The sequence below is a fragment of the Virgibacillus salexigens genome (assembly GCF_014905415.1).
Classification (GTDB): domain Bacteria; phylum Bacillota; class Bacilli; order Bacillales; family Amphibacillaceae; genus Virgibacillus; species Virgibacillus salexigens.
In genome coordinates this window covers 1-22,702 of sequence record NZ_BNEO01000010.1, presented here as the reverse complement: position 1 = coordinate 22,702, position 22,702 = coordinate 1, and the positions used below count along the sequence as shown (strand labels likewise).

The window sequence follows — 22,702 nt, the reverse complement described above, 5'->3', positions numbered from 1 at the left end:
ATAGTCTTTAAATGAAAACGTTTCTTTATAAAACCGATAACGTCAAATATAGTCCTAATAAGGTAATGAACAAGATTGGAATCGTTAAAATGATTCCTGTTTTAAAATAGGTTCCCCATGAAATCTTCACTCCTTTTTGCGACAACACATGAAGCCATACTAACGTTGCTAGGGATCCAATCGGTGTAATTTTTGGACCTAAGTCAGCCCCAACTACGTTCGCATAAATCAGTGCTTCCCGGATCGCACCGGAAGTATTTGTTTCAGCGATAGCCATAGCATCGATCATCACGGTTGGCATATTGTTCATGATGGATGACAAGAAAGCAGCGATAAAGCCCATAGCTATCGTAGCAACGAATAAACCTTGTTCTGCTGCAGCTTGAATAACGGTAGCTAATGCATCAGTAAGCCCAGCATTTCCTAACCCATATACCACTACATACATGCCAATAGAAAAAAATACGATATTCCATGGCGCACCTTTAATAACAGCTTTTGTATCCACTGCGCTACTGTTTCGTGCCATAATCAAGAAGAAGATGGCTATAATACCAGCAACAATGGAAACAGGAAGGTTGATGAACTCACTTGCAAAGTAGCCGATAACTAGCAGCCCAAGTACATACCATGATAGACGAAACATCCTCATATCCTTAATGGCATCTGCAGGTTTGCTTAATTTGGATACATCATAGGATCTCGGGATACTTTTCCTGAAATAGATCAACAATACGGTGATAGTTGCTATCAGTGCAAATAAGTTTGGAATCATCATTCTGGAAGCATATTCCACAAATCCGATACCAAAGAAGTCTGCGGATACGATGTTCACCAGATTACTGACCACGAACGGTAGGGAAGTGGTATCTGCAATAAACCCACTTGCCATGATGAACGGAAAGATCATTTTTTCGGTGAAATTCAAGTTCCGAACCATTGCCAGCACAATTGGTGTCAATATCAAAGCTGCACCGTCGTTTGCGAAGAAGGCAGCTACAATTGCACCTAAAATACTGATATAGACAAACATCTTGATCCCGTTGCCTTTTGCAATTCTGGCCATATGTAGTGCCGCCCACTCAAAGAGCCCTATTTCATCTAATATTAATGAGATCAGAATAATCGCAACAAAAGCCAGGGTCGCATTCCATACGATTTCTGTTACTTCTATGACGTCGCTAAATCCAACTACCCCAACTAATAAGGCAATAATGGCACCACCGATTGCGGACCATCCAATTGACAGCCCCTTTGGCTGCCAGATAACTAAAACAAGCGTTACTACAAAAATTAAAATTGCTAGTATAAGCATTGATGACAAAACCTTAACCCCCAATTAACAACAAGTAATTCGTCCGCCACTTTCTTCCAATTGCTCTAATTTATCATCCTGGTCAGGCAACGGCTCAAGTATCTGTTGAACAAATGGATAATATTCATGCGCTTTATTAATCGAATAAAATATCCACTGTCCCCTTCTTTCTTCCTTCACCAGCCCAACATCCCTCAGTTTTCGCAGGTGCTGACTGATCGACGGCTGGCTTGCTTTGAATATCTCCACAAACTCACAAACACAGCAATCATGTGCATCAAGTATTTTTACCATGGTTAAACGCGTTTTATCACCCAACAATTTGAAAATCATCGCAGCTTTATCCATTTCAATTGCAGTTTTAAGCATATATATACACCACCTTTCTTATTCGTTTATTAGTATATAATCACTTGCTTATATATGCAAATTATATGATCTAAAAAATAAATTGTGATTGATTACTATTTGTACAGTATCAAAAAAGGACTTCTCAATGAAGCCCTTTTTACAATGTTCTAGGTCCTAATTTCCCTTATTACGCCTCTTTCTGCTGCTTTTCAGTGTTCTCCGTTGTGGATCCGCAGCAACTATCTTCAGTCGATTTTACTTCTTCAATTTCAACGCTGCAGCAAGCTTGATTAGGTTTAGAGAACAACTTTTTAAGACCAGACTTTTTTTCTGCCATGAATATCACCTCCTTAAAAGGGTAATTTTATAATGCAAGCGTAAAACTATTTTCTTTTTAAACCTAAAAGATTGAACTAACTATAAGGCCAGTGCCTATAGCCACAATTAAAATAGCTGAAATAAATGCCACTAAAAATTTCTTTTTAAATAGTTTAGACAACATAATTACTTCTGGAATACTTGCACCTGCACCACCAATAACTAAAGCAATCACAGTACCCATAGACATACCTTTTGATACAAGGGCTTCTGCAATAGGGAGCATTGTTTCAGGACGAATATACATTGGAATACCAATAACTGAAGCAATCATTACGGAAAATATTCCATCACCACTGGCGTATTTTGTAATGAAATCTGCTGGAACAAATCCGTAAATAAATGCACCAATAAAGACCCCTATGAATAAGTAAGGAAGCATTGGGTAAAGAAATGCCCATGCATCATTTAAAGCTTGCTTAACTCTGGACCCTTGTTTATTACTGAAAAATCCATCTCCTTTAACAGTTACACCTTTATATGACTCTGCTAATTTAAGCTTTGAAAAAATTAACCCTGTTAAAATACTAAAAATACTTAGTACGATAAAATATACAAGTGCAGTTTTCCAACCTAAAAGTACCCAAAGCATGAAAATCATAACCGGATTCATTAATGGTGAAGCAATTAAAAAACTCATTGAAGGTCCAAATGGTACTTTGGCATTTAATAATCCCGCTAGTACAGGTATAGTTGAACAGGAACAAAATGGTGTAATTGCCCCAAAGAATGTACCTAGTAAATAATTAACAGCTTTGTTTGGGCGATTTAAAAATTTTTTAATTTTTTCTTCTGATATTACTTGTTGAATGAAACTCACAATAAAACTTACAACAATAAATAAAGCAAGTAATTCAACAAATAGTATTAAAAAGGTTCTTATGAACTCCAAAATTGAGTCTGTCATTATCATAACTCCTTAACCTCTTAATCATCAACTTTTTTTGATTCATACATCAATATTTATTGATGTATATGGTAAAAAAACTAAGATACCTATTAGAAAATTTTACAACAAGTATCTTCAGATAAAACAACCTCTATTTGTTCCTCATTAATTTTATAATAGTTCCATGTACCATGTTTTTCTGGAATCAAAATATTAGCATTTACTAATTTCTTTAAGTGATAAGATAGTTTTGATTGCTTTAACTCTAACTTTTCTTCCAAGTCACACACACACAAATATTTATTTGGACTTTTACTGATTTCATTTATAATTTTTAACCTTATTTTATCAGCTAAAGCATTGAACATATTTTCATAAAAATTAAGTACCTCGTCTTCGCCTAATTCATTTATACTTTTAATTAACTCCATTATTTCACCTCCAAGTAACATATCAACTTTTTTTGATTTATTAATAGTATATTATCCATAAAATGATATTGCAACCTTAATGATCAATAAAAATTGATTTATTTACACAATAAATCAATACATCTTAAGCACTTTAAACTAAACGCTCATTGCCAATAACTATTATACAATATGGCTGTCACTCAACAGTTTCTTAATCCATATCTCAATTCATATGTTCTTTTCTTTCACTATAAAAACTCCCCTTTAGATAATCATATCCAAAGGGGGAAAACAGTTCAATTTTTTTATAACGGTACAACCACTTTATTTCAAATCCACATTTGACACTTAATACACTATAACTTCATACAAGTAATAAGGAAAATAATGATAAATGGGACTCCTAGCAGCCATAACCAAAAATCTGCAGAATTAACCATGTTCAAATAGAAGTCTGTATGCATAAACCACTGAAAAACTGCCAAAAAAACAATACCACAGAAAGTTGAAAAAGCAATAAACAAAATGGAAAACAACATTATAAGCAATGTATTTTTGACTGTCTGAACAACGGAAATCATCAAGAAAATCCCCTTTCAGCAAAGACACCATATAGATTTCGTCCGAGTATTTCCAATGCTTCTTTCTTTATTTCATAATATCTTGTTTTCCCGACATATAGTTGCGGATAAATGACCTCATCACTATAAAGAGAACCCCCATTCCGTCTACGCATATACTTTAATTCAATCAATTCTTGTTCAATTGGACTTAATGCTTGAAGTGCTGAATACAATATTTCCAGCCACTCTGATGCTTGTATGGTTTTTAAAGCATACATTTCCGTTTTGCTCTTTTTGAAATTACTGGAACCATGAGGCATATCCGATATGGAAGAAACAATGCTCGGCACTTGCGTTTCATTTGCCACTGCTTTAATTTTGAAATACCGGTCTAACCATTTTCTTTCCGCATACTCTATATAAAATTGCTGTTCATCTTTGAGTATTTCCTCGATTTCATCTTGTGTGAACATATTCTCAACTTCTGAACTAAATTGCATTACCGATTCACCCTTTCTTGCATATTTGATATTGATCTAAATAATAATTCCCTTCGATCAGCAAAATGGTATTTATTCAATGAACGCAATGCCCATGCTATCCTTTGAATGATAGCTTGTAAGGCATTGGCCAGATTCATATCATAGTGAACAATTTGAGACACAATTACTTCCCCCTTAATAAGCTATAATTTAAAATCTCACTGACACAATCATATAACTCTTCTTTATTGGAATAGCATTCATGGATTGACTTAGACACTATTTCGTACAGCCCATGCTGATTTTTTGTGAGAGTCATTTTTAATTCTGGTATATATTGAGAATAACCTTGTTGCATATTGCAAATTGCAGTAAACAAAGGGTCATCTTCTTTCCCCAGATATTCATAAACGTGTAATTGCTGGATTGTGTGTTCACTCATCGTGCTCTTCCTTCCATTTGCGAATTCTCGTATTTGCAAACTCGCGTCCAGTCCAGGAATTTAGTTCCTCTAAATAAAATGGCTCATTACACCGTGGGCACTCCGGAATCATCTTTTTTCCTCGATACTGTTTCTCTAAATAGCGAATGGCCTTTAACCATGGCTTATAATTAATGATTTGTTTTCGTTGTTCAAGCATATAGTCCAGTTGTTCATTCATTTGCTCCCAACGTAATGCCATATCATACATGGCATCATAAGGGTCAATGATTGCTCCACAGCTCGAACACATGACTCTCCTATTTCGTGTATCAAGCATGTATTTTCTTTTTTTGCACTTACATACCTTTTCCATTCCCCGGTTTATTCGAATTTGATCGATACGAATGATCTTATTAGGCAGTTGGTTAGTCAATTTTAATTCACTCCTGTTCATGAGAGTCTTATATTAAAAAATTGCTTTCAGTTTAACGAATGATTAATTGATGTGCTCATTGATTTTTCATTTCAGTAATTGCCTTTTCGACTTCCGGGTTCATAATCTTATACATCAACTCACCTACAATTTTTTCTTCCTCGCTATTCTTTCCATTCACTGTTTCCATCCGCAGTCTGTACAAAGATAACGCCTCACGAATAAGATGTGCTTCTGAATAACTGCCATGAATAACCAATTTCTTTTGGTCACTTTTATTAATTGCTCGCATAATATCCCTCCAGAAATAATCAAATTGTTAAAACCCCTCTGTGTGTTACCAATATTGAATTCGATCTATTGAATCACCTTAATTGGCGATTTCACATATAAACGAAATAATGCTATAATGAAATGCAACTTAGCTAGGAAAATCAGAAAGTATGATATTAGGCCTATCGTTGCTTCCTGTTTTCCGGTTCATTAAGATATTTTCTTGTTTCAGCTACCGTTGGTACATACTTGTCACCAACGGAGCTTTTTTGTTCCATCCACTCCCGCCACTTCCTATCAGTCTCCTTTTGATTATCCTTTGGATCAAACACCATGACACTTTTCATTCCTTGCCACATATTAAAAAGCCCTCCTTCTATAATCAGAACCATTCATAACGATAACGTTTGTATTTTCCATCATTCTTGAGAAGTTCCGTTCACTCACCCGTTCTTTGAGTTCATCACTACTTAAATTGGTGGTATATACAGTTGCTTTACCTGAACGATCATCCAGTATTTCGAAAAGTTTAGACGTAGACCATTCTGTTTGTTGTTCTGCCCCAATATCATCTAGCACTAATAAGTCCACACGCTGAATAACGCTTAGTAATTCATCTTCTGTGACGCCTTCTGTGTTATAGGTTCGCTTGATTTTAGTTAGCAATTTCGGAAGGGAGAGAAACAAGCATTCATAACCTCTTTTCATTAGCTTTTTAGTTATAGAAACAGAAAGATGACTTTTCCCTGTTCCATACTCCCCTGTTAAAAGGAGATTCTGTTCTCCCTCAAATGCATTAATATACTCTGCCACTGATTGTTTTGCCTTTATTAAGTCATTGTTGGTAGGATCATAATTTTCTAATGTTGCCTCTTTTAATGACCTATTGGTTAATGAATAATAATTAAAACTATCCATCAGCTTACTTTGCTTGAGTTGATTGTGTTTTTGCTTTGCTGCTTCTGCCAGCTTAATATCATCGCAAATACAACCGTAATTAGCTATGATTCGTTCACCCGCACGTGGTCCAAAAGGAATCATCAATTCTGTTTGCGATACGTGCTGATGGCAACCATCACAATCAAACGTTTCAAGTAATTTTTGTTCTAGACTTGTTATATGTTGTTTGATACTTTCCATCAGGAAATCCTCCTAAAATCCGTAATTATAGCCATCATTCGCAATTGTTTGTTTCTTATGTTTCTTTTTGCTGTTTTTAATATCTTCAAGCGTCAATAACGATTCATTTTCCCAATTTCGAAGAATACCCTCAATATAATTCAACTGTCTTTTATTATTAGCACATGCTATCTCCATAGCCTTGAGTATGATTTTTTCAGGGGGGTTAAATGATGAATCGTCCAACCATGACAACAACTGATTTTTTCCCTGAATGTTATTTAATCCGAATCCGTTTTCATCCCAAAATTGAATTATTTCTGAGGTGTGTTGTTGTTCTTTGTCTTCCTTCTTCTTTCTTCTCTCTTCTTCTTGTTCTTCTTCTGGTGCGTGACTGTCACGTGACATCACATTTTCCGATTTTTGCTCAATTTGTTTAGCCTTCTCACGTTCCCTTTGCTTTTGTTTTCTTAATTTATTTTGCTGCCTTATCCTTTCCATCCCTTCTACATTCTGGTGTTTTTCCCAATTTGAAATGTGTATAAAGGAATCTTCGTCTATGTGAATCATTCCGAATTCACGTAAAGCCTTTAATGCTAGCCGAACAGTATTAACTGGTCTACCAAATATCGTGGCGAGCATTTCATCCGTATATGGAATATTTTCATTTAGATAGATATATCCATTTGCATTAGTTTTCCCTGCTTGCGCCAGTAACTTTACCCAAATAATGAGAACAGTATCTGCTTCTGGCATCTGTTCGATTAATTTAATCTTTTCATCTTCGAACATGGAAATATCTAATTTAATCCATTTCAGATCTCGCATTATTTATCCACTCCCTGAAAATTCAAATTGCGTTATATGGGTATTTCATATTCACCTCCTGATAATTCTGCGTAGATTCATATAGCCAATCAAAAAACAATTTAGTAGGCACTTTTGGATGACCTAATTCTCTCGTGACGGGGAAGTCAAACCGGTTGAATAACTCGTTACACTTTGTCGGGCCAACCCCTGTAAGCTCCATGAATTCCTTCCTTGTCAGCAATGGTGGTAATTCTGATTCCTTTAGTTCCTCAATGAGAGTCGGCATCAATTGTTTTTTAATTTCATTTGCGAATGTCTGGATTTCTTCTTGACTAAATGTTGTGTTTGGCATTTGCATAACCATCCTTATCAGTTGTATTTTCTCTGTTTTGGGACACAATTTCTTTCGTGTCATTAAATGACACAACATGATTAAAAAAAATATCACCAATTGGTAAATCAAAAAAATTTGCTATTTTACTGATGATACGTATACTAGGATTATAGTGCATGTTCTCAATCTTAGAGAGTGAAGTTCGCTCGATTTTCAAATAACTTGCTAATTCTTGTTGGCTGATGTGGTGACCCTTTCTTAGTTGTTTAATTTTATTATAAATAACTGACATATCGTACCTCCTTCCGCCACACATGCCTGTGTTGTGTTGTGTCGTGTCCTGACACTGTAATAATAATATCAAACGTGTTAATTGTCAACACATTTTATTAAATTATTTTAATTTGTGTTGCTATACGATACAATGAAATGTATAGAGAGTTTGGTGAATTGAATGAATGAAAAAAGGAACAAAATTGGAAGATTTATTAAAAAATATCGTGAAGAAAAAGAAATGTCTTTGCGTGCTTTATCAGAAATAACCGGGATTAGTTTCTCACACGTAAGTAAAATTGAGCGTGGAGAACATACTCCCTCAAAAGAAACTATTTCAATCTTTGCTAATAAACTGGATTTAGATGAAAATGAATTACTTATTATGTCTGGTTACACACCGAATAATGGCATAGATGAATTATATACTTCTGCTAATTATGGAGATGAGGGAACTAAGGAACTAAAAGAGCTACTAAACGATCCGCAAACTGAATTAATGTTCAACAACTGGAGAAACATGTCTGATGACGAGAGAAGAGAAGTGCTTGACACAATTGAATATCTCCATTTTAAAAGGAAAAAGGAAAAGAAATAATTCTACTGCCAAATAAGGAGACACTAGTATTAGAAAGACAAGCGAATTTAGGGAGATCAAAAGAATTTAGGGAGATCAAAATTAACAAGGTGTACATATAATTGTATGCCATTATTTTTAAATCTATTCGAACATACATTCTTATGGAGGGTTGTTATATTAATACTCATCTTGAAGATTATATACAGGATTTGTACAAATATCTCCGTATCAATAGACCGAATCAATTAACAATTGATAGTATTGCTAAGAAGCTTGATTTGAATATTTATTATGGCAAATTCAGTCTCCGTTTTGGGCATGATTTAGTAATTCAAAAATCCACCAAACAGCAAGAGTGGCAAGTATTTGGTCATGAATTAGGGCACTATTTAAGACATTGCGGAAATCATTATACAATGAATCGTTTGTTTATAGACCTGCAAGAATATCATGCAAATCATTTTGCTTATCATTTCTGCGTGCCAACTTTCATGTTGCAGAAAACAGACGAACTTTCAATTTCCGCTATTATGAATTTATTTAACGTGGAATATGATTTCGCTGTTAAACGGTTAGAAATGTATCAAAACAAACTATATAAGGAGGAACTAAACCATGTATTGTAAGAAGATTAAAACAAAATCTGGACAAGTTAAATGGGAGTGTGTTGTTGATGGTCCCAGAGACCCTGCTACTGGTAGGCGTAAACAAATAACACGGCGTGCTAAGACACAACGAGAAGCCAAAAAGCGTGCACAAGACGCCGTCCGATCAATTGATGAAGATAAAATCGACGAAAACTCTGGAAAGCGCATCACATTCGACCAAGTTGCATCTGGTTGGATGAATGTATATAAACAGACAGGTGTCAAAAGAAGCACTGTCCGAATCCGGGAAAAAGAGGTTGCGATCCTGAATCGGTATATGGCCAAAACCCCTATTGCGAACATCACATACTCCATGTATCAAAAATTCATCAATGACATTTCGCCCGATTATGCTCGGACAACTGTTCAAGGCGTGAATACATCAGCCGGCATGATATTTCAACATGCCGTGAAAGATAAGCTTATCAAAGAAAGTCCAAATCGAGAGGTTGTCATACCAAGGAAGCGAAAAACAGTTGAGGAAATCGAATTAGAACCGATTGAACAGAAGTTTTTAACAAACGATGAATTAAATGAGTTTTTAAATGCTGTTTTACAACATGGGCAGGAATTGGATATCGAACGTTTCTACCTTTTAGCTTTTTCCGGTATGCGCTCAGGAGAGTTGTGTGCTTTAAAATGGTCTGACATTGACTTTGAGACTAACACTATCCGCATTACGAAAACATTATATAATGAAGATAACAATATGCGCAAATATGAGTTGACACCGCCAAAGACAAATGGATCTATACGTTCATTTGAGATGGACAAAAAAATTATGCAACTCATTAAATCACATTACAGGCGGCAGAAAAAGATCAGGATGAAATATCGCAGTGAACTAGAGCATGATGGCAACTTTGTTTTTTGCCGGGCGAATGGATATCCATATATACAAAAAAACATTGTGACCCGAATGGCCAGACTGTTGGAATACACAAATATTGAAAAGAAAGCGACACCACACATCTTTCGGCATACTCATATAAGCATGCTTGCTGAAGCTGGTGTTGACCTTGCAACAGTTATGGAACGGGTAGGACACGACGACCCACAAACGACATTGAAGATCTACACTCATGTAACCAAAAAAATGAAAAAGGACGCTTCCGCAAAAGTTAGTAACTTTTACGAAAACACCCTTTCAAACATAAATTTATAAAAATGTGAGGCTAATGTGAGGTTTTAAGGATTTAAGTTCCCTTATACCCCTCGAAATCATTGATTTGGCAGGATTTATTGAGAGACTATTACATCATGCCGCCCATGCCGCCCATGCCGCCCATGTCTGGCATTCCGCCGCCACCTGCAGCGCCGCCATCTTCTTCAGGCTTGTCAGCAACTACTGCTTCAGTAGTTAGGAACATAGCCGCTACAGAGGCAGCGTTTTGTAGTGCGGAACGAGTAACTTTAGTTGGGTCAACGATACCTGCGTCAACCATATCTACCCAATCGCCAGTTGCAGCGTTGAAGCCAACGCCTACTTTTTCGCCTTTTAGACGTTCTACAATGATAGATCCTTCTAGACCAGCATTGTGAGCGATTTGACGAACTGGTTCTTCCATTGCACGACGGACAATATTTGCACCAGTAGCTTCGTCACCTTCAAGTGATAATTCACTTACTTTGTTGTAAACATTGACAAATGCTGTACCACCACCGGCTACAATACCTTCTTGTACTGCTGCACGTGTAGAGTTCAATGCATCCTCAATACGTAGTTTACGTTCTTTTAGTTCTGTTTCTGTTGCAGCACCTACTTTGATAACTGCTACACCACCTGCTAGTTTAGCAAGGCGTTCTTGTAATTTTTCTTTATCGAAATCAGAAGTAGTTTCTTCTGCTTGTGCACGGATTTGAGAAACACGAGCAGAGATAGCTTCTGGGTTTCCAGCGCCCTCCACAATAGTTGTGTTTTCTTTCGTTACAACAACTTTAGAAGCACGACCTAATTGATCGATGGTAGCACTCTTAAGATCTAGCCCAAGATCTTCTGTGATAACCTCTGCACCAGTTAGTGTAGCGATGTCTTCTAGCATTGCTTTACGACGGTCACCGAAGCCAGGTGCTTTAACAGCTACTGCATTGAATGTTCCGCGAAGTTTGTTTACTACTAATGTAGCAAGTGCTTCGCCTTCAACATCCTCAGCAATCATTAGAAGTGGTTTGCTTTGTTGTACCACTTGCTCTAGTACAGGTAATACTTCTTGGATATTACCAATCTTCTTATCTGTAATTAAGATATAAGGATCTTCAAGTGTAGCTTCCATTTTATCTTGATCTGTAACCATGTATGGAGAAGCATAACCGCGATCGAATTGCATACCTTCTACTACTTCAAGCTCTGTATTAAAGCCTTTAGACTCTTCGATTGTGATAACACCATCGTTACCAACGCGTTCCATCGCTTCAGAAATCAAGTTACCTACTTCTTTATCTCCAGAGGATACCGCAGCAACTTGAGCAATGGATTCTTTGCTTTCAATTGGGTTAGAGATTGATTTTAATTCATTAACAGCTACTTCAACAGCTTTTTCAATCCCACGACGTACGCCTACTGGGTTAGCACCAGAAGCTACGTTTTTAAGTCCTTCGCGAATCATTGATTGTGCGAGTACCGTTGCAGTTGTTGTACCATCACCTGCGACATCATTTGTTTTTGATGCAACTTCAGATACAAGCTGTGCCCCCATATTTTCGAAGTGATCTTCTAATTCAATTTCTTTTGCAATGGTAACACCATCATTTGTAATTAATGGGGAACCGAATTTTTTATCTAATACAACGTTACGACCTTTTGGTCCTAATGTAACTTTTACCGCATCTGCTAATGTATCTACACCACGAAGCATTGCGCGACGTGCGTCTTCACTGAATTTAATTTCTTTAGCCATGAATAAAGCCCTCCTTAAATTCTTAAGTTAAGTATCTGTATATCTAAGATTAGCTAATAACCGCTAAGATGTCATTTTCACGAAGAATTAAGTACTCTTTGCCTTCGTATTTAACTTCTGTTCCAGCAAACTTTGAAAAGATAATACGGTCACCTTCAGAAACTTCTAGGGCAACTTTTTCTCCATTTTCCGTTACGCGGCCAGAACCGACTGCAACAATATTTCCTTCTTGTGGTTTTTCTTTTGCAGAGTCTGGAAGTACGATACCGCTTGCAGTTTTTTCTTCTTGCTCGACAAGCTCGATAACAACGCGATCTCCTAGTGGTTTAATCATGAAGAAAGCCTCCTTAATTCTATATCATTTTTAGTTATTAGCACTCTACATCATTGAGTGCTAATTCCAATTAATATGATAAATAATTCCGGTTAAAAATGCAAGTATCAAAATCATATTTTTTCAAATTTCTTCTCATTTGTTCCAACAAATCATTCTATTATAAGCAAGGGCTTATTTATGATAAAATAAATAATGTATATATCCATCTTATCGCTAATAGATTTGTAAGTTCAAACATAAACTATAGTATACTTTCTCAACTTAAGAAAAAGGAGTCGTTGTATTTTGCCAAAACGATACTGGTGGGTCATTATCACGTATATCATTATGCAGTTTCTTGGAGTAATATTTGCCCCACTACTGTATAGTGCCTTTCCTATTAACGAAGCTGAAGCTACTGTTTATTCCATGGTGCTTAGTTTCATTCTAGGTGTCCTTGTTGTCCTGTGGTTAATGCGACCAGATATGAAACAGGGTGTGAATGAACGAGAAGCTTCACCGACAAGTGAGATTATACTCTGGTCCATACTTGGTGTCTTTATGGCTTTCTTTGCCCAGGCAATTGCAGGTATGATCCAGACGGAATTTCTTGGTATTCAACAGAATTCGGAAAATACGGAAATGATTATGGATATAACCAGGGCTACCCCATTATTCATGATTGTTCCAATGTTTGCTGCTCCAATACTAGAAGAAATTATTTTCAGAAAGATTATATTTGGCAGACTATATACACGGACAAACTTTCTGATTGCTGCATTACTATCAGCTTTCATATTCGCGATTATCCACGGTGAACCGCAGCATATATTGGTTTATGGTTCCATGGGGCTCGTTTTCGCTTATTTATATGTAAAAACAAAACGGATACTCGTCCCTATTTTCGTGCACATGGCCATGAATTCAATTGTCGTTATCGCGCAATATAATATTGATCCAGCTGAATTAGAAAGGCAACTGAAGGAATTACAAACCATTTTAACATTATAATTTCGGGGGATCTCCCCCGATCCGCCTTATGGTGGGCTTGATATTTAACGGGGGCTTTACAAATGAAGATTTCACCAAAAACCATGGCAATCATTTATTTTATCATGGGAGTATTTTTTACCTATATTGCAATCTTAAGTGTAGATGAAACGATATGGAATGTAACAACAATGGTGTTAGCTGTTTTTGCTACACTCGAGATTGGTGTCAGCATTCGCTTAATATCTCTTCATTTTCGCTTAAAACACAAAAAGAAGGAATAGCAGTTAGCCTGCTATTCCTTCTTTTTATTCTTTTGGTCAGATGATGGATCATCACCCAAATGAATAACTTCCATCTGTTCCATTAAATCTTTTGTTGTGTCATATGCCGGTGATTCGCTATCAATTGTATTTATATATTCTGTTACATCATAACTCATTATATTTAGTTGTTCCCGATTTCCATCTTCCATTTCATTCCAGCTCATTGCCTCCTGCGCATTGACCTTTTGCCCTTTTATTTCTTCATTTCCACCCACAGCCAATGTAATCATCAACATACCGATGAGAAGTAAAAAAATAATACTGCGTTTTCTTACCACTGTGATTCCTCCATTATAACTTTTATCGATGCCATCAAGTAAGTATGCCTTAACATAAGAGATGCTTCGATCTATGTACATCATAGTTAGCCAGTTCAAGTTATCTAGACCTTCTATTGTATGCTATACCCCACTTACTGAAAAAAGAAACCCTATTCGGCTTCTTTTTTAATCCAGCTGCTTCGTCTCTTCTAGCGGATAATGCTTTAAAAAATATACCAACGCTTGTAATTCAACAGCAAGATCAATATGATGTACACGAATATACTCGGGAACAGTAATTCGAGCAGGCGTAAAATTGAGAATCCCAGTAATTCCCTCTGCAACAAGTCTATCAGTAATCCCGTCCGCTTCACTCGCAGGTATCGTCAAGATAGCAACATTCACACCATCTAATTTTTTTTCTAAATCTGCAATATGATAAACAGGAACATCGCCGATCGTCGTACCTACTTTTTCCGGATCACTATCAAATGCCATTTTAATAAGGATATTATTATTTTTCATGAAATTATAATGTAAAAATGCTGTACCCAAATTACCTACCCCTATTAAAGCAACATCTGTTGTTTCGTCCTGATCTAGGGTTTTACGAAAAAAACCAAGTAAATATTCAACATTATAGCCATATCCTTTTTTACCTAGTGCTCCAAAATAGGAAAAATCTCTTCGAATTGTAGCTGAATCAACTTTGACAGCATCGCTCAATTCTTTTGAAGATACTCGCTTTTTTCCTTGATGATTTAAGTTATTAATAAATCGATAATACAATGGTAGCCGCTTCGCAGTTGCTTGAGGTATTTTATTATGATCCATTGCTATTCCTTCTTTCTTACGATAATAATCCCCATTGTTCTACCAGATGCATCGCTTAATGGTAGACACCCTTTTATTGACCGCTTACATGTTACATCGCAGCAAATAGTTCTTGTAGAAATTGTGACAGTTATTGAGCTCCACCTCTATTTTAGCAGAAAAATGGAAATAAGTCGTGACCGATTTCACAATTATATTGCTTGGCTTCCCGCAATTAAGATACACTAGTATAGATGAGGTGAAACGTATGATACTAATGCAAATAAATGGACTTTCAAAGGCGTTTGGTGCTGATGAAATTCTATCCAATATTAAATTAGAAGTAAAAGAAAATGATCGTATAGCAATTGTTGGCAGAAATGGTTCAGGTAAATCAACGTTATTAAAAATAATGGCTGGTGAACTTACTTATGATGAAGGTGAATTGTTTAAACCAAAAGATTTAACCCTTGGTTATTTATCACAGCATACCGTACTGGAGTCAACTAAAACCATTTGGGAGGAAATGCTGGAAGTTTTTGTTCATCTACGTAATCAAGAAGAAGAGCTTCGTTTACTCGAAAAGCAAATGGAAAAAGCCCATGAACATTCCGAAGCGGATTACCAAAAATTACTTACGAATTACGATAAACTACAGCATGCCTTTCAACAAAATGGCGGCTACACCTATGAAGCCGAAATAAAATCAGTACTAACCGGACTTGATTTTCAAGACTTTGATTACCAAACACCAATCCAAACATTAAGTGGCGGTCAAAAGACACGACTATCATTAGGAAAACTTTTACTAAAGAAACCGCAATTACTCATTTTAGATGAACCAACAAACCACTTGGATATTGGTACATTAAACTGGTTAGAAAATTATCTGTTAAATTATCCAGGAGCAGTAGTCATTGTGTCACATGATCGCTATTTTCTCGATAAAACCGTATCAGTCGTTTATGAAATAGCACGGCATAATACGAAAAAATATCATGGAACGTATAGTAAATTCCTTGAGCAAAAAGCTGCCAATTATGAAAAAGAATGGAAAGAATACGAAAAACAGCAGTCGGAAATTAAGAAAATGGAAGACTTCATTCAGAAGAATATTGCTCGTGCATCGACAACCAAACGAGCCCAAAGCAGAAGAAAACAATTAGAAAAGATGGACAAGCTCGATCAACCGCTTGGTGATGAAGCATCAGCTGCTTTTTCTTTTGGTATTCAGAAACGAAGTGGAAATGATGTATTGAAAGTAAATGATCTGTCCTTTCATTATGAAGATACCCATGAAAACCTATTCCAGCACCTTAATCTGCATATTAACCGAGGAGAAAGCATTGCTTTAGTTGGACCAAATGGAGTCGGGAAAACGACGTTCTTAAAAATTTTACTGGGAAAGCTGCAGGCTACAAATGGAAGTATTCAACTTGGAACAAATGTTCAAATTGGCTATTATGATCAAGAACAGGCTGATCTGAACTCATCAAAAACAGTATTAATGGAATTATGGGATGATTATCCGACGATTAATGAAAAAGATATTCGAACGGTTCTAGGTAACTTTTTATTTTCTGGTGATGATGTCTTAAAAGCCGTCAATACGTTAAGTGGTGGCGAAAAAGCACGATTAGCCTTATCAAAATTAATGATGCAGAAAGCGAATTTATTAATTTTAGATGAACCGACCAACCATTTGGATATCGATAGTAAGGAAGTACTTGAAGCTGCTTTAATGAACTTTCCAGGCACCATCCTATTTGTTTCGCACGATCGTTATTTTATCAATAAGATTGCCGATCAAGTAGTAGAAATGCAGCGAGCTAATACGACCATTTATTTGGGTGATTATGATTATTATTTAGAAAAAAAAGAGGAGGAAGCTGAGCTAAAGCGATTAAAGCTAGGTGAACAGCCTTCAGCTCCATCCACTACCAAAGAAAAAAAGAGAAATTATCAACAGGAAAAACAATTACAGCGTGAACAGAGAAAAAAAGAACGGCGGATTACCGAGTTAGAAAGCAATATCGAACGATTAGAAGCAGAAATTCAAAAGCTTGAGGAAAAAATGACAGATCCTACTGTTTATCAAGATCATCAAAAATCACTAGAATTAACAAAGGAAGCAACTAAACAAAAACAGCATATGGAAGATTTAATGGAAGAATGGGCAGCATTACAAGAAGAATAAAAAATAGCCACATGACATCATCGAATGTCATGTGGCTTATTTATTGGTTATCCACAGAAATTATTTGAATAAATAATCATTTTGAATGGAGTTTTCCACAGCTATCCGATATATGACGCCAAACCCTAGCATTGTGGATAACACAGAACTTCCCCCATAACTTATCAACAGCAACGGAATACCCGTAACAGGCATAATCCCTAGAGCCATGCCGATATTTTGAAAGACATGAATAAGCATTAAACTAAGGTATCCAAAGCAAATATACGCCGCAAAGGGAGAATGTTTGTAAATGGATAGACCAATCATTACTAACTTATACAAAAGCATAAAGTATAGGAAAATTACAAAGGCACTCCCTACAAATCCAAAACTTTCGCCTATAATCGAAAAGATAAAATCGGTTTGCGCTTCTGGGAAATTAACTTGTGGTGTCCCAATCCCCTTGCCAAATAGTTGTCCAGATCCCAAAGCCATATAAGCTTGATTAAAGTGCCAATTGGCATCACTTGTTGATTGTGTAGGATCAAACCAAGTCATAATCCGATCAATTTGATAGGCTTGATCTTCCCCAACAACGGTTTTAGCTAATTCAGGGAATTGAACAATAAATCCCAATACAGCACCTATAAACGCTGTAATGCTGACTATTAAGGTCGTAATAATTTTCCAATCAATTCCGGATAAAATAATAATCATACCCGTTATAAATAGATAGACCATTGCTGTACCGAAGTCAGGCTGCTGCATAATTAATAATACGGGAACAGCAACTACTGCGAGAATTTTTAATAACATGAGAATATCTGACTTCACTGTTGGCTTTTCAAACTTTTGCTTATGTCTGTGGATAACTGCTGCCATATAAATAATAGTTGTTATCTTTGTAAATTCAGCAGGTTGCAAGGATACTCCAAAAAGCTGGAACCAGCTTTTCGCTCCATTTACAGGCTTGGCTATTGCCTCGGGACTAATCAATAGTACGGCGAGGACAAATACACCAAATCCGTAAATAAGGACACTTGCCCGCTGTATTTGATCAATATCTAAGTATTGAATAGCGGCCACAATTCCTACCCCAATGGTAAACCATAAAATCTGTTGAAGCACAAAGTTCGAGCCATATTGATCTAACTGCTGCGCATTATAAATGGATAGCAAACTCACACAAACAAACATAATAAATAGCATAATTAAATCGTTCTGTATATAAAAGGATTGCTTTTTAGACATTTCCATTTCACCAAATTTCTAAATTACTATATCAACAATTTATCCACATTAGAAAATATATTTTTATGTGTATTCACGCTTTTTCACAAAGTTATACACAATATCCACAAACACTCTTTGAGTTATGCACATTTTCCATACACAATAAAGATCCTTCCACTTCAGCTTTTATTAAACTTATACACATACCTGTGAATAACTGTGGATTATTGCGATTATTTCAATGGTAACGACGCTCGGGCATTTAAAGATAGCTCTGAGCGTTTTCCTTGTTCAAACGCAATCGTTCCTGCAGCAGCAATCATGGCCGCATTATCTGTACATAATTTGAATGGCGGAATAAGTAAAGGAATATTTAATTCTGCAAAGCTTGTTTCTAATGCATTCCTTAACCCTTTATTAGCTGCCACACCGCCAGCTACAATTACCTGTTTTACATTAAAATCTTTTGCAGCACGTACTGTTTTCGTCGTTAGAACATCAATAACGCTCGCTTGAAAGCTTGCTGCGATATCTTCTTTTTTCAATTCCTCTCCTCTTTGCTTGGCATTGTGAATGGTATTAATCACCGATGACTTTAATCCACTAAAGCTAAAGTCATAGCTATCTTGCTCTAGCCAAGCGCGAGGAAAGGTAATTGTCTCTTGACCCAATTCAGCTAAACGATCGATTTGTGGACCACCGGGATATGGCAGGTTCAACATGCGGGCAACTTTATCATAAGCCTCTCCAGCTGCATCATCTCTCGTTTCACCAATTAATTCATATTCTCCATGTTCCTGCATTAGAACTAATTCCGTATGGCCACCGGAAACAATTAAAGCTAGCAATGGAAACTCAAATTCCTTCTCTAAGCGATTTGCATATATATGCCCTGCTATATGATGTACACCGACCAGTGGTTTTTGCTTTGCAAATGCTAATGCTTTTGCAGCATTTACACCAACTAATAATGCACCTACAAGACCCGGTCCTTCCGTTACAGCTATTCCATCAATCTTTTCCCAGGTTGTATTACTTTGATTGAAGGCTTCTTCTAATACGTACGTGATTTGCTCTACATGATGGCGAGATGCTATCTCAGGTACGACTCCGCCAAACCGTTTATGACTTTCAATTTGAGATGAAACGACATTTGCGAGAATTTCTCTTCCATTTCTCACAACGGCTACTGCTGTTTCATCACAACTCGTTTCTATTCCTAATATAATTGTATCTTTTTTCATGATAGATTCACCCACATAACAATTGCGTCTTCTTGATTATCTGTATAATAATTCTTTCGTAGCCCGCCAGGGACAAGGCCAAACTTTTGATATAAATTCTGTGCAATCGTGTTTGATTCTCGTACTTCCAATGACAATCGGCTGACCCCTCTTATTATGGCATATTGCATCGTATAGTGGAATAGCTTTTCACCAAGACTCTTACCTCGATAAATAGGTTGGATAGCTAAATTCGTAATCTGAGCATCGTCTAACACAATCCATGTACCAATATAGCCAATAATTTTCTTATCCAACTCCATGACAAAGTAATGAGCATAAGGATTATCCGATATTTCTTGATAAAAGATATCCTTTGTCCAAGAAGTAGAAAATGAAGTCCGTTCTACTTCGATTACAGCATCGATATCCATTATCTCCATTCTTCTTATAACTGGCTCAATCATTCGTTATTGACCCTTTTTTGATGTTCTAACCACTTTGCCTCTGCTTCTGCAAGTCTTAGGTAATTTGGTGTTAACGTATGCGTTTCATCTACGCTTCTCTCTTTAGCCGCCATTATTAAATGAGACGCTCTTGGGAGCTGAAAAGTTGCATCGGGAATAACTGCAAGGTTACCTAATTTTTCTTGTATACGTTCTTGATGCACAGAAATATCTGGACTTAAGAAAAGAACAGGATGCTGATATGATTTCAATTTGTCGAGAAATTCATCCATTAACATATTTGCCTCTGGCTCTATCATAACCATGTTATTATCTTCCCACTTAAAACAACTAGAATAAACCAATCCACGCCTTGCATCAAAAAAAGGACAAATAAGACCATTAAAAAATCGTCCTTGATATGCAAGGACCTCTAAACTAGATATACCAATGATAGGTATATTCAACGCCCATGCCATTGACTTAGCGGTTGACAGTCCAATACGAACACCTGTATAAGACCCAGGTCCCTTTGCAACAATGATTTGATCGAGGGCTTCCGGTTTTAAAGATACTTCCTTCATTAGTTTTTCTATGGCTGGCATCAATCGGACAGAATGATTTTTAGACACATTGGTAACTATCTCTCCAGTAATATGTCCTTGTTGTTGAATTGCAACACCCAATACTTGATTCGATGTATCGATGGCAAGTATGTTCATCTATATAGCTCCTCGTCTTGATTTTAATTACTTTGTAATTCATCTAGTACCCATTCAAAGTGTGAACCCCTAGCTTGCAGCTGAATTTGTCGAGATTGATCATTAACATAGGAAATATGGATATCGAGCCTTTCTTCTGGCAAAAAATCCATTATGAACTGAGGCCATTCTACAATCGAAATCCCTTCCCCATTAAAATACTCATCAAACCCTATATCTTCATCGGAATTCTCTAAACGGTATACATCCATATGGTATAAAGGTAGTTCACCTTCATATTCTTTTATGATTGTAAATGTAGGACTAGTTACGTTGCGTTTCACACCAAGTCCAGTAGCTATCCCCTTCGTAAATGTTGTTTTACCAGCACCTAGATCCCCTTCAAGGGTTACCACATCCCCTGGTTTTAATAAAATCGCCAATTTTTGAGCTAGATGCATCGTTTCCTCTTCAGTTGTTGTTGTCATTTTATAAGAATCCATGTTGTCACCCACTACTTTAAATGTGTATATCCTTTCTTAGGTAAAAGGTATTTTCTGCCGTTCTTTTTTAGATATACATTATGTTGGTTGTCTTCTGTGAAGACTCTGCCAATCCTTGTCAGTCTTATATGTATAGAATCTGCTACTTTTTTTAATTTTGGCCAATCGTTCGCAGAAATCGTGCCTAACAGTTGAAAATCTTCCCCACCAAAATACTTCCATTTATATTGCAATTCCGGTAAGAATTGATGATAGTTATCCGATATTGGAATTTGTTCATCCTCCAAAATCATGCTAACGTTTGATTCAGCGCAAATTTCAGCAGCTTCATTACCAATTCCATCACTAATATCATTGATAGCAACTCTGCTAAAATGATGGAAATAGGAAGCAAAATTCACTTGAGGCTCAGGCATCTGATGGCTCCTAATATAATAATCAGCATCCATATAATCGCCAGGATTTGTTAATATATAATAGCCTGCTTGTGAGTCACCCAATGTACCAGTAGCAAACACAATGTCTCCATCCCTAGCATTGTGCCGATAACAAATAGAACCCTTCCTCGCGTAACCAATAACTGTAATGGAGATTGTTAACTCACTTCCTGAAACAGTGTCTCCTCCAATAAGATCCATTTTGTAGTTAGACGCTAGGGTATGCATTCCTCTAAAAACGTCATCAATTTCTGCATCACACCATGTTGTTGGAATGACAATTGATACTAAATAAAAGGCTGGCGTTGCCCCCATAGCAGCAATATCACTTATATTAGCAGTTAATGCTCGGTAGCCAACATGAAATGGTTTCATTGTATCTTTTCGAAAGTGTATATTCTCTACAAATGTATCAACCGAAGTGACAATATCGGAAAAAGGTTGTCGAAAGACTGCTGCATCATCACCTATTCCTTTAACTAAGGTCGATTGTCTATAAAATTGCTGTTTAATTGATTTAATAAAAGAAAATTCATCCATCACTTTTCACCAGTTTCTATACTAACTATAACAATGATAGCAAAAAAAGTTGGAAATTGAAAAAGGAAATAGTAGTTGAGAAAGAATTCAAGTTGAAAAGAGAGGGAGTATAACATGACATATAAATCGAAATGCACTTTTCAAGCATATAAAAAACACACGATTTCACGAAATCCTGTGTATAATAAGTCTATATTAGTGGCGGTCCGGACGGGACTCGAACCCGCGACCTCCTGCGTGACAGGCAGGCATTCTAACCAACTGAACTACCGGACCATTATAATATTCAACCTTTCTTATCTCCAGATTCAGTTGAATTAATTGGTTGCGGGAGCAGGATTTGAACCTGCGACCTTTGGGTTATGAGCCCAACGAGCTACCAGACTGCTCCATCCCGCGATATGATAAATATAATATGCCTGGCGGCGTCCTACTCTTGCAGGGGCAAAGCCCCAACTACCATCGGCGCTGGAGAGCTTAACTACTGTGTTCGGCATGGGAACAGGTGTGACCTCTCCGCTATTGCTACCAGACATTCCTTAAAAATAAGGACA

Annotated in this window: 32 protein-coding genes, 2 tRNA genes and 1 rRNA gene; 6 read left to right on the top strand and 29 right to left on the bottom strand. The window is 36.6% G+C overall.

Annotated elements, in window-relative coordinates:
- Nucleotides 1–25: 25 nt before the first annotated feature.
- The 16 genes from JKP73_RS21175 to JKP73_RS21100 form a co-directional block, all read right to left on the bottom strand.
- Nucleotides 26–1,315 carry an arsenic transporter gene (locus tag JKP73_RS21175; protein WP_200411870.1) on the bottom strand — a complete coding sequence of 430 codons (1,290 nt, stop codon included), beginning with the start codon at nt 1,313–1,315 and terminating at the stop codon, nt 26–28.
- A gap of 24 nt (nt 1,316–1,339) precedes the next feature.
- Nucleotides 1,340–1,684 carry an ArsR/SmtB family transcription factor gene (locus tag JKP73_RS21170; protein WP_200411837.1) on the bottom strand — a complete coding sequence of 115 codons (345 nt, stop codon included), beginning with the start codon at nt 1,682–1,684 and terminating at the stop codon, nt 1,340–1,342.
- 169 nt (nt 1,685–1,853) lie between these two features.
- Complete coding sequence (locus JKP73_RS21165; RefSeq protein ID WP_200411836.1) at nt 1,854–2,003, bottom strand: hypothetical protein; 150 nt, start codon at nt 2,001–2,003, stop codon at nt 1,854–1,856.
- Between the two features lie 63 nt (nt 2,004–2,066).
- Nucleotides 2,067–2,951, bottom strand: coding sequence for a permease (locus JKP73_RS21160; protein WP_200411835.1), 885 nt, complete (start codon nt 2,949–2,951; stop codon nt 2,067–2,069).
- 92 nt (nt 2,952–3,043) lie between these two features.
- Complete coding sequence (locus tag JKP73_RS21155; protein WP_200411834.1) at nt 3,044–3,364, bottom strand: ArsR/SmtB family transcription factor; 321 nt, start codon at nt 3,362–3,364, stop codon at nt 3,044–3,046.
- Between the two features lie 338 nt (nt 3,365–3,702).
- Complete coding sequence (locus JKP73_RS21150; protein ID WP_200411833.1) at nt 3,703–3,927, bottom strand: hypothetical protein; 225 nt, start codon at nt 3,925–3,927, stop codon at nt 3,703–3,705.
- Nucleotides 3,927–4,409: an ArpU family phage packaging/lysis transcriptional regulator gene (locus JKP73_RS21145; protein WP_200411832.1), complete on the bottom strand. Its 483-nt coding sequence runs from the start codon at nt 4,407–4,409 to the stop codon at nt 3,927–3,929. Before JKP73_RS21145 ends, JKP73_RS21150 begins: the two co-directional genes overlap by 1 nt.
- Nucleotides 4,409–4,573 (bottom strand): hypothetical protein, encoded by a 165-nt coding sequence (locus JKP73_RS21140; protein WP_200411831.1) that lies wholly within the window; start codon nt 4,571–4,573, stop codon nt 4,409–4,411. Before JKP73_RS21140 ends, JKP73_RS21145 begins: the two co-directional genes overlap by 1 nt.
- 2 nt (nt 4,574–4,575) lie before the next feature.
- The gene (locus tag JKP73_RS21135) at nt 4,576–4,833 is read right to left on the bottom strand and encodes a hypothetical protein (protein ID WP_200411830.1); all 258 of its coding nucleotides are present in this window, start codon (nt 4,831–4,833) and stop codon (nt 4,576–4,578) included.
- Complete coding sequence (locus tag JKP73_RS21130; protein ID WP_200411829.1) at nt 4,826–5,248, bottom strand: hypothetical protein; 423 nt, start codon at nt 5,246–5,248, stop codon at nt 4,826–4,828. Before JKP73_RS21130 ends, JKP73_RS21135 begins: the two co-directional genes overlap by 8 nt.
- 76 nt (nt 5,249–5,324) lie before the next feature.
- Nucleotides 5,325–5,540, bottom strand: coding sequence for a hypothetical protein (locus JKP73_RS21125; RefSeq protein WP_200411828.1), 216 nt, complete (start codon nt 5,538–5,540; stop codon nt 5,325–5,327).
- Between the two features lie 163 nt (nt 5,541–5,703).
- Nucleotides 5,704–5,880 (bottom strand): hypothetical protein, encoded by a 177-nt coding sequence (locus tag JKP73_RS21120; RefSeq protein ID WP_200411827.1) that lies wholly within the window; start codon nt 5,878–5,880, stop codon nt 5,704–5,706.
- A gap of 1 nt (nt 5,881) precedes the next feature.
- Entirely contained in the window at nt 5,882–6,661 is a 780-nt protein-coding gene (locus JKP73_RS21115; protein ID WP_200411826.1) for an ATP-binding protein, read from the bottom strand.
- A 12-nt stretch (nt 6,662–6,673) separates the two neighbouring features.
- Nucleotides 6,674–7,468: a phage replisome organizer N-terminal domain-containing protein gene (locus JKP73_RS21110; protein ID WP_200411825.1), complete on the bottom strand. Its 795-nt coding sequence runs from the start codon at nt 7,466–7,468 to the stop codon at nt 6,674–6,676.
- Between the two features lie 22 nt (nt 7,469–7,490).
- Nucleotides 7,491–7,802, bottom strand: coding sequence for a DNA-binding protein (locus JKP73_RS21105; RefSeq protein ID WP_200411824.1), 312 nt, complete (start codon nt 7,800–7,802; stop codon nt 7,491–7,493).
- On the bottom strand, nt 7,783–8,076 hold the full coding sequence (locus JKP73_RS21100; RefSeq protein WP_200411823.1) for a helix-turn-helix transcriptional regulator: 294 nt from the start codon (nt 8,074–8,076) through the stop codon (nt 7,783–7,785). The genes JKP73_RS21105 and JKP73_RS21100 overlap by 20 nt, the downstream gene beginning before the upstream one ends.
- Before the next feature lie 162 nt (nt 8,077–8,238).
- On the opposite strand from JKP73_RS21100, the gene JKP73_RS21095 reads away from it, so the two are divergent.
- From JKP73_RS21095 to JKP73_RS21085, 3 genes are all read left to right on the top strand, one after another.
- A complete protein-coding gene (locus JKP73_RS21095) occupies nt 8,239–8,655 on the top strand; it encodes a helix-turn-helix domain-containing protein (RefSeq protein WP_200411822.1) in 417 nt (138 codons plus the stop codon).
- A gap of 143 nt (nt 8,656–8,798) precedes the next feature.
- Entirely contained in the window at nt 8,799–9,263 is a 465-nt protein-coding gene (locus JKP73_RS21090; protein ID WP_200411821.1) for an ImmA/IrrE family metallo-endopeptidase, read from the top strand.
- Entirely contained in the window at nt 9,253–10,449 is a 1,197-nt protein-coding gene (locus tag JKP73_RS21085; RefSeq protein ID WP_200411820.1) for a site-specific integrase, read from the top strand. Before JKP73_RS21090 ends, JKP73_RS21085 begins: the two co-directional genes overlap by 11 nt.
- An 88-nt stretch (nt 10,450–10,537) precedes the next feature.
- On the opposite strand, the gene groL is transcribed toward JKP73_RS21085, so the two are convergent.
- Complete coding sequence (gene groL / locus JKP73_RS21080; RefSeq protein ID WP_021292628.1) at nt 10,538–12,181, bottom strand: chaperonin GroEL; 1,644 nt, start codon at nt 12,179–12,181, stop codon at nt 10,538–10,540.
- Nucleotides 12,182–12,230: 49 nt separating this feature from the next.
- Entirely contained in the window at nt 12,231–12,515 is a 285-nt protein-coding gene (gene groES, locus JKP73_RS21075; protein ID WP_021292629.1) for a co-chaperone GroES, read from the bottom strand.
- Between the two features lie 288 nt (nt 12,516–12,803).
- Between groES and JKP73_RS21070 the strand changes: the two genes are divergently transcribed.
- A complete protein-coding gene (locus JKP73_RS21070) occupies nt 12,804–13,508 on the top strand; it encodes a CPBP family intramembrane glutamic endopeptidase (protein WP_021292630.1) in 705 nt (234 codons plus the stop codon).
- Between the two features lie 62 nt (nt 13,509–13,570).
- Nucleotides 13,571–13,771 carry a YdiK family protein gene (locus tag JKP73_RS21065; protein WP_021292631.1) on the top strand — a complete coding sequence of 67 codons (201 nt, stop codon included), beginning with the start codon at nt 13,571–13,573 and terminating at the stop codon, nt 13,769–13,771.
- Nucleotides 13,772–13,782: 11 nt separating this feature from the next.
- On the opposite strand, the gene JKP73_RS21060 is transcribed toward JKP73_RS21065, so the two are convergent.
- Together JKP73_RS21060 and JKP73_RS21055 are read right to left on the bottom strand one after the other, a co-directional pair.
- Entirely contained in the window at nt 13,783–14,190 is a 408-nt protein-coding gene (locus JKP73_RS21060) for a hypothetical protein (protein WP_021292632.1), read from the bottom strand.
- 69 nt (nt 14,191–14,259) lie between these two features.
- Complete coding sequence (locus JKP73_RS21055; protein ID WP_021292633.1) at nt 14,260–14,907, bottom strand: redox-sensing transcriptional repressor Rex; 648 nt, start codon at nt 14,905–14,907, stop codon at nt 14,260–14,262.
- A 247-nt stretch (nt 14,908–15,154) separates the two neighbouring features.
- On the opposite strand from JKP73_RS21055, the gene JKP73_RS21050 reads away from it, so the two are divergent.
- Complete coding sequence (locus JKP73_RS21050) at nt 15,155–17,083, top strand: ABC-F family ATP-binding cassette domain-containing protein (RefSeq protein ID WP_160807598.1); 1,929 nt, start codon at nt 15,155–15,157, stop codon at nt 17,081–17,083.
- Between the two features lie 60 nt (nt 17,084–17,143).
- Here the strand turns inward: JKP73_RS21050 and JKP73_RS21045 are convergent, their stop codons facing one another.
- From JKP73_RS21045 to rrf, 9 genes are all read right to left on the bottom strand, one after another.
- Nucleotides 17,144–18,322 carry an FtsW/RodA/SpoVE family cell cycle protein gene (locus tag JKP73_RS21045; RefSeq protein WP_234447159.1) on the bottom strand — a complete coding sequence of 393 codons (1,179 nt, stop codon included), beginning with the start codon at nt 18,320–18,322 and terminating at the stop codon, nt 17,144–17,146.
- A gap of 209 nt (nt 18,323–18,531) precedes the next feature.
- Complete coding sequence (tsaD, locus tag JKP73_RS21040) at nt 18,532–19,542, bottom strand: tRNA (adenosine(37)-N6)-threonylcarbamoyltransferase complex transferase subunit TsaD (protein WP_038246203.1); 1,011 nt, start codon at nt 19,540–19,542, stop codon at nt 18,532–18,534.
- On the bottom strand, nt 19,539–19,988 hold the full coding sequence (gene rimI / locus JKP73_RS21035; RefSeq protein ID WP_038246201.1) for a ribosomal protein S18-alanine N-acetyltransferase: 450 nt from the start codon (nt 19,986–19,988) through the stop codon (nt 19,539–19,541). The genes tsaD and rimI overlap by 4 nt, the downstream gene beginning before the upstream one ends.
- Nucleotides 19,985–20,689: a tRNA (adenosine(37)-N6)-threonylcarbamoyltransferase complex dimerization subunit type 1 TsaB gene (gene tsaB / locus JKP73_RS21030; RefSeq protein ID WP_038246199.1), complete on the bottom strand. Its 705-nt coding sequence runs from the start codon at nt 20,687–20,689 to the stop codon at nt 19,985–19,987. The genes rimI and tsaB overlap by 4 nt, the downstream gene beginning before the upstream one ends.
- Nucleotides 20,690–20,712: 23 nt before the next feature.
- The gene (gene tsaE / locus JKP73_RS21025; RefSeq protein WP_038246197.1) at nt 20,713–21,171 is read right to left on the bottom strand and encodes a tRNA (adenosine(37)-N6)-threonylcarbamoyltransferase complex ATPase subunit type 1 TsaE; all 459 of its coding nucleotides are present in this window, start codon (nt 21,169–21,171) and stop codon (nt 20,713–20,715) included.
- Between the two features lie 11 nt (nt 21,172–21,182).
- Nucleotides 21,183–22,148 carry a thiamine-phosphate kinase gene (gene thiL, locus JKP73_RS21020; RefSeq protein WP_021292640.1) on the bottom strand — a complete coding sequence of 322 codons (966 nt, stop codon included), beginning with the start codon at nt 22,146–22,148 and terminating at the stop codon, nt 21,183–21,185.
- A gap of 199 nt (nt 22,149–22,347) precedes the next feature.
- Nucleotides 22,348–22,424, bottom strand: a tRNA-Asp gene (locus tag JKP73_RS21015).
- 46 nt (nt 22,425–22,470) lie between these two features.
- Nucleotides 22,471–22,547, bottom strand: a tRNA-Met gene (locus tag JKP73_RS21010).
- 18 nt (nt 22,548–22,565) lie between these two features.
- Nucleotides 22,566–22,681 (bottom strand): 5S ribosomal RNA (gene rrf / locus JKP73_RS21005).
- Nucleotides 22,682–22,702: the final 21 nt, after the last annotated feature.

Bases quoted from the DNA above. Each gene is read 5' to 3' on its own strand.
- JKP73_RS21050 (WP_160807598.1), top strand. From the start codon at position 15,155: ATGATACTAATGCAAATAAATGGACTTTCAAAGGCGTTTGGTGCTGAT.
- tsaD (WP_038246203.1), bottom strand. From the start codon at position 19,542: ATGAAAAAAGATACAATTATATTAGGAATAGAAACGAGTTGTGATGAA.
- thiL (WP_021292640.1), bottom strand. From the start codon at position 22,148: ATGGATGAATTTTCTTTTATTAAATCAATTAAACAGCAATTTTATAGA.
- tsaB (WP_038246199.1), bottom strand. From the start codon at position 20,689: ATGAACATACTTGCCATCGATACATCGAATCAAGTATTGGGTGTTGCA.
- JKP73_RS21110 (WP_200411825.1), bottom strand. From the start codon at position 7,468: ATGCGAGATCTGAAATGGATTAAATTAGATATTTCCATGTTCGAAGAT.
- JKP73_RS21160 (WP_200411835.1), bottom strand. From the start codon at position 2,951: ATGACAGACTCAATTTTGGAGTTCATAAGAACCTTTTTAATACTATTT.
- JKP73_RS21135 (WP_200411830.1), bottom strand. From the start codon at position 4,833: ATGAGTGAACACACAATCCAGCAATTACACGTTTATGAATATCTGGGG.
- tsaE (WP_038246197.1), bottom strand. From the start codon at position 21,171: ATGGATTCTTATAAAATGACAACAACAACTGAAGAGGAAACGATGCAT.
- rimI (WP_038246201.1), bottom strand. From the start codon at position 19,988: ATGATTGAGCCAGTTATAAGAAGAATGGAGATAATGGATATCGATGCT.
- JKP73_RS21095 (WP_200411822.1), top strand. From the start codon at position 8,239: ATGAATGAAAAAAGGAACAAAATTGGAAGATTTATTAAAAAATATCGT.
- JKP73_RS21065 (WP_021292631.1), top strand. From the start codon at position 13,571: ATGAAGATTTCACCAAAAACCATGGCAATCATTTATTTTATCATGGGA.
- JKP73_RS21155 (WP_200411834.1), bottom strand. From the start codon at position 3,364: ATGGAGTTAATTAAAAGTATAAATGAATTAGGCGAAGACGAGGTACTT.
- JKP73_RS21090 (WP_200411821.1), top strand. From the start codon at position 8,799: ATGGAGGGTTGTTATATTAATACTCATCTTGAAGATTATATACAGGAT.
- JKP73_RS21115 (WP_200411826.1), bottom strand. From the start codon at position 6,661: ATGGAAAGTATCAAACAACATATAACAAGTCTAGAACAAAAATTACTT.
- JKP73_RS21120 (WP_200411827.1), bottom strand. From the start codon at position 5,880: ATGTGGCAAGGAATGAAAAGTGTCATGGTGTTTGATCCAAAGGATAAT.
- JKP73_RS21145 (WP_200411832.1), bottom strand. From the start codon at position 4,409: ATGCAATTTAGTTCAGAAGTTGAGAATATGTTCACACAAGATGAAATC.
- JKP73_RS21100 (WP_200411823.1), bottom strand. From the start codon at position 8,076: ATGTCAGTTATTTATAATAAAATTAAACAACTAAGAAAGGGTCACCAC.
- JKP73_RS21170 (WP_200411837.1), bottom strand. From the start codon at position 1,684: ATGCTTAAAACTGCAATTGAAATGGATAAAGCTGCGATGATTTTCAAA.
- JKP73_RS21105 (WP_200411824.1), bottom strand. From the start codon at position 7,802: ATGCCAAACACAACATTTAGTCAAGAAGAAATCCAGACATTCGCAAAT.
- JKP73_RS21125 (WP_200411828.1), bottom strand. From the start codon at position 5,540: ATGCGAGCAATTAATAAAAGTGACCAAAAGAAATTGGTTATTCATGGC.
- JKP73_RS21165 (WP_200411836.1), bottom strand. From the start codon at position 2,003: ATGGCAGAAAAAAAGTCTGGTCTTAAAAAGTTGTTCTCTAAACCTAAT.
- groL (WP_021292628.1), bottom strand. From the start codon at position 12,181: ATGGCTAAAGAAATTAAATTCAGTGAAGACGCACGTCGCGCAATGCTT.
- JKP73_RS21085 (WP_200411820.1), top strand. From the start codon at position 9,253: ATGTATTGTAAGAAGATTAAAACAAAATCTGGACAAGTTAAATGGGAG.
- JKP73_RS21150 (WP_200411833.1), bottom strand. From the start codon at position 3,927: ATGATTTCCGTTGTTCAGACAGTCAAAAATACATTGCTTATAATGTTG.
- groES (WP_021292629.1), bottom strand. From the start codon at position 12,515: ATGATTAAACCACTAGGAGATCGCGTTGTTATCGAGCTTGTCGAGCAA.
- JKP73_RS21175 (WP_200411870.1), bottom strand. From the start codon at position 1,315: ATGCTTATACTAGCAATTTTAATTTTTGTAGTAACGCTTGTTTTAGTT.
- JKP73_RS21055 (WP_021292633.1), bottom strand. From the start codon at position 14,907: ATGGATCATAATAAAATACCTCAAGCAACTGCGAAGCGGCTACCATTG.
- JKP73_RS21045 (WP_234447159.1), bottom strand. From the start codon at position 18,322: ATGGAAATGTCTAAAAAGCAATCCTTTTATATACAGAACGATTTAATT.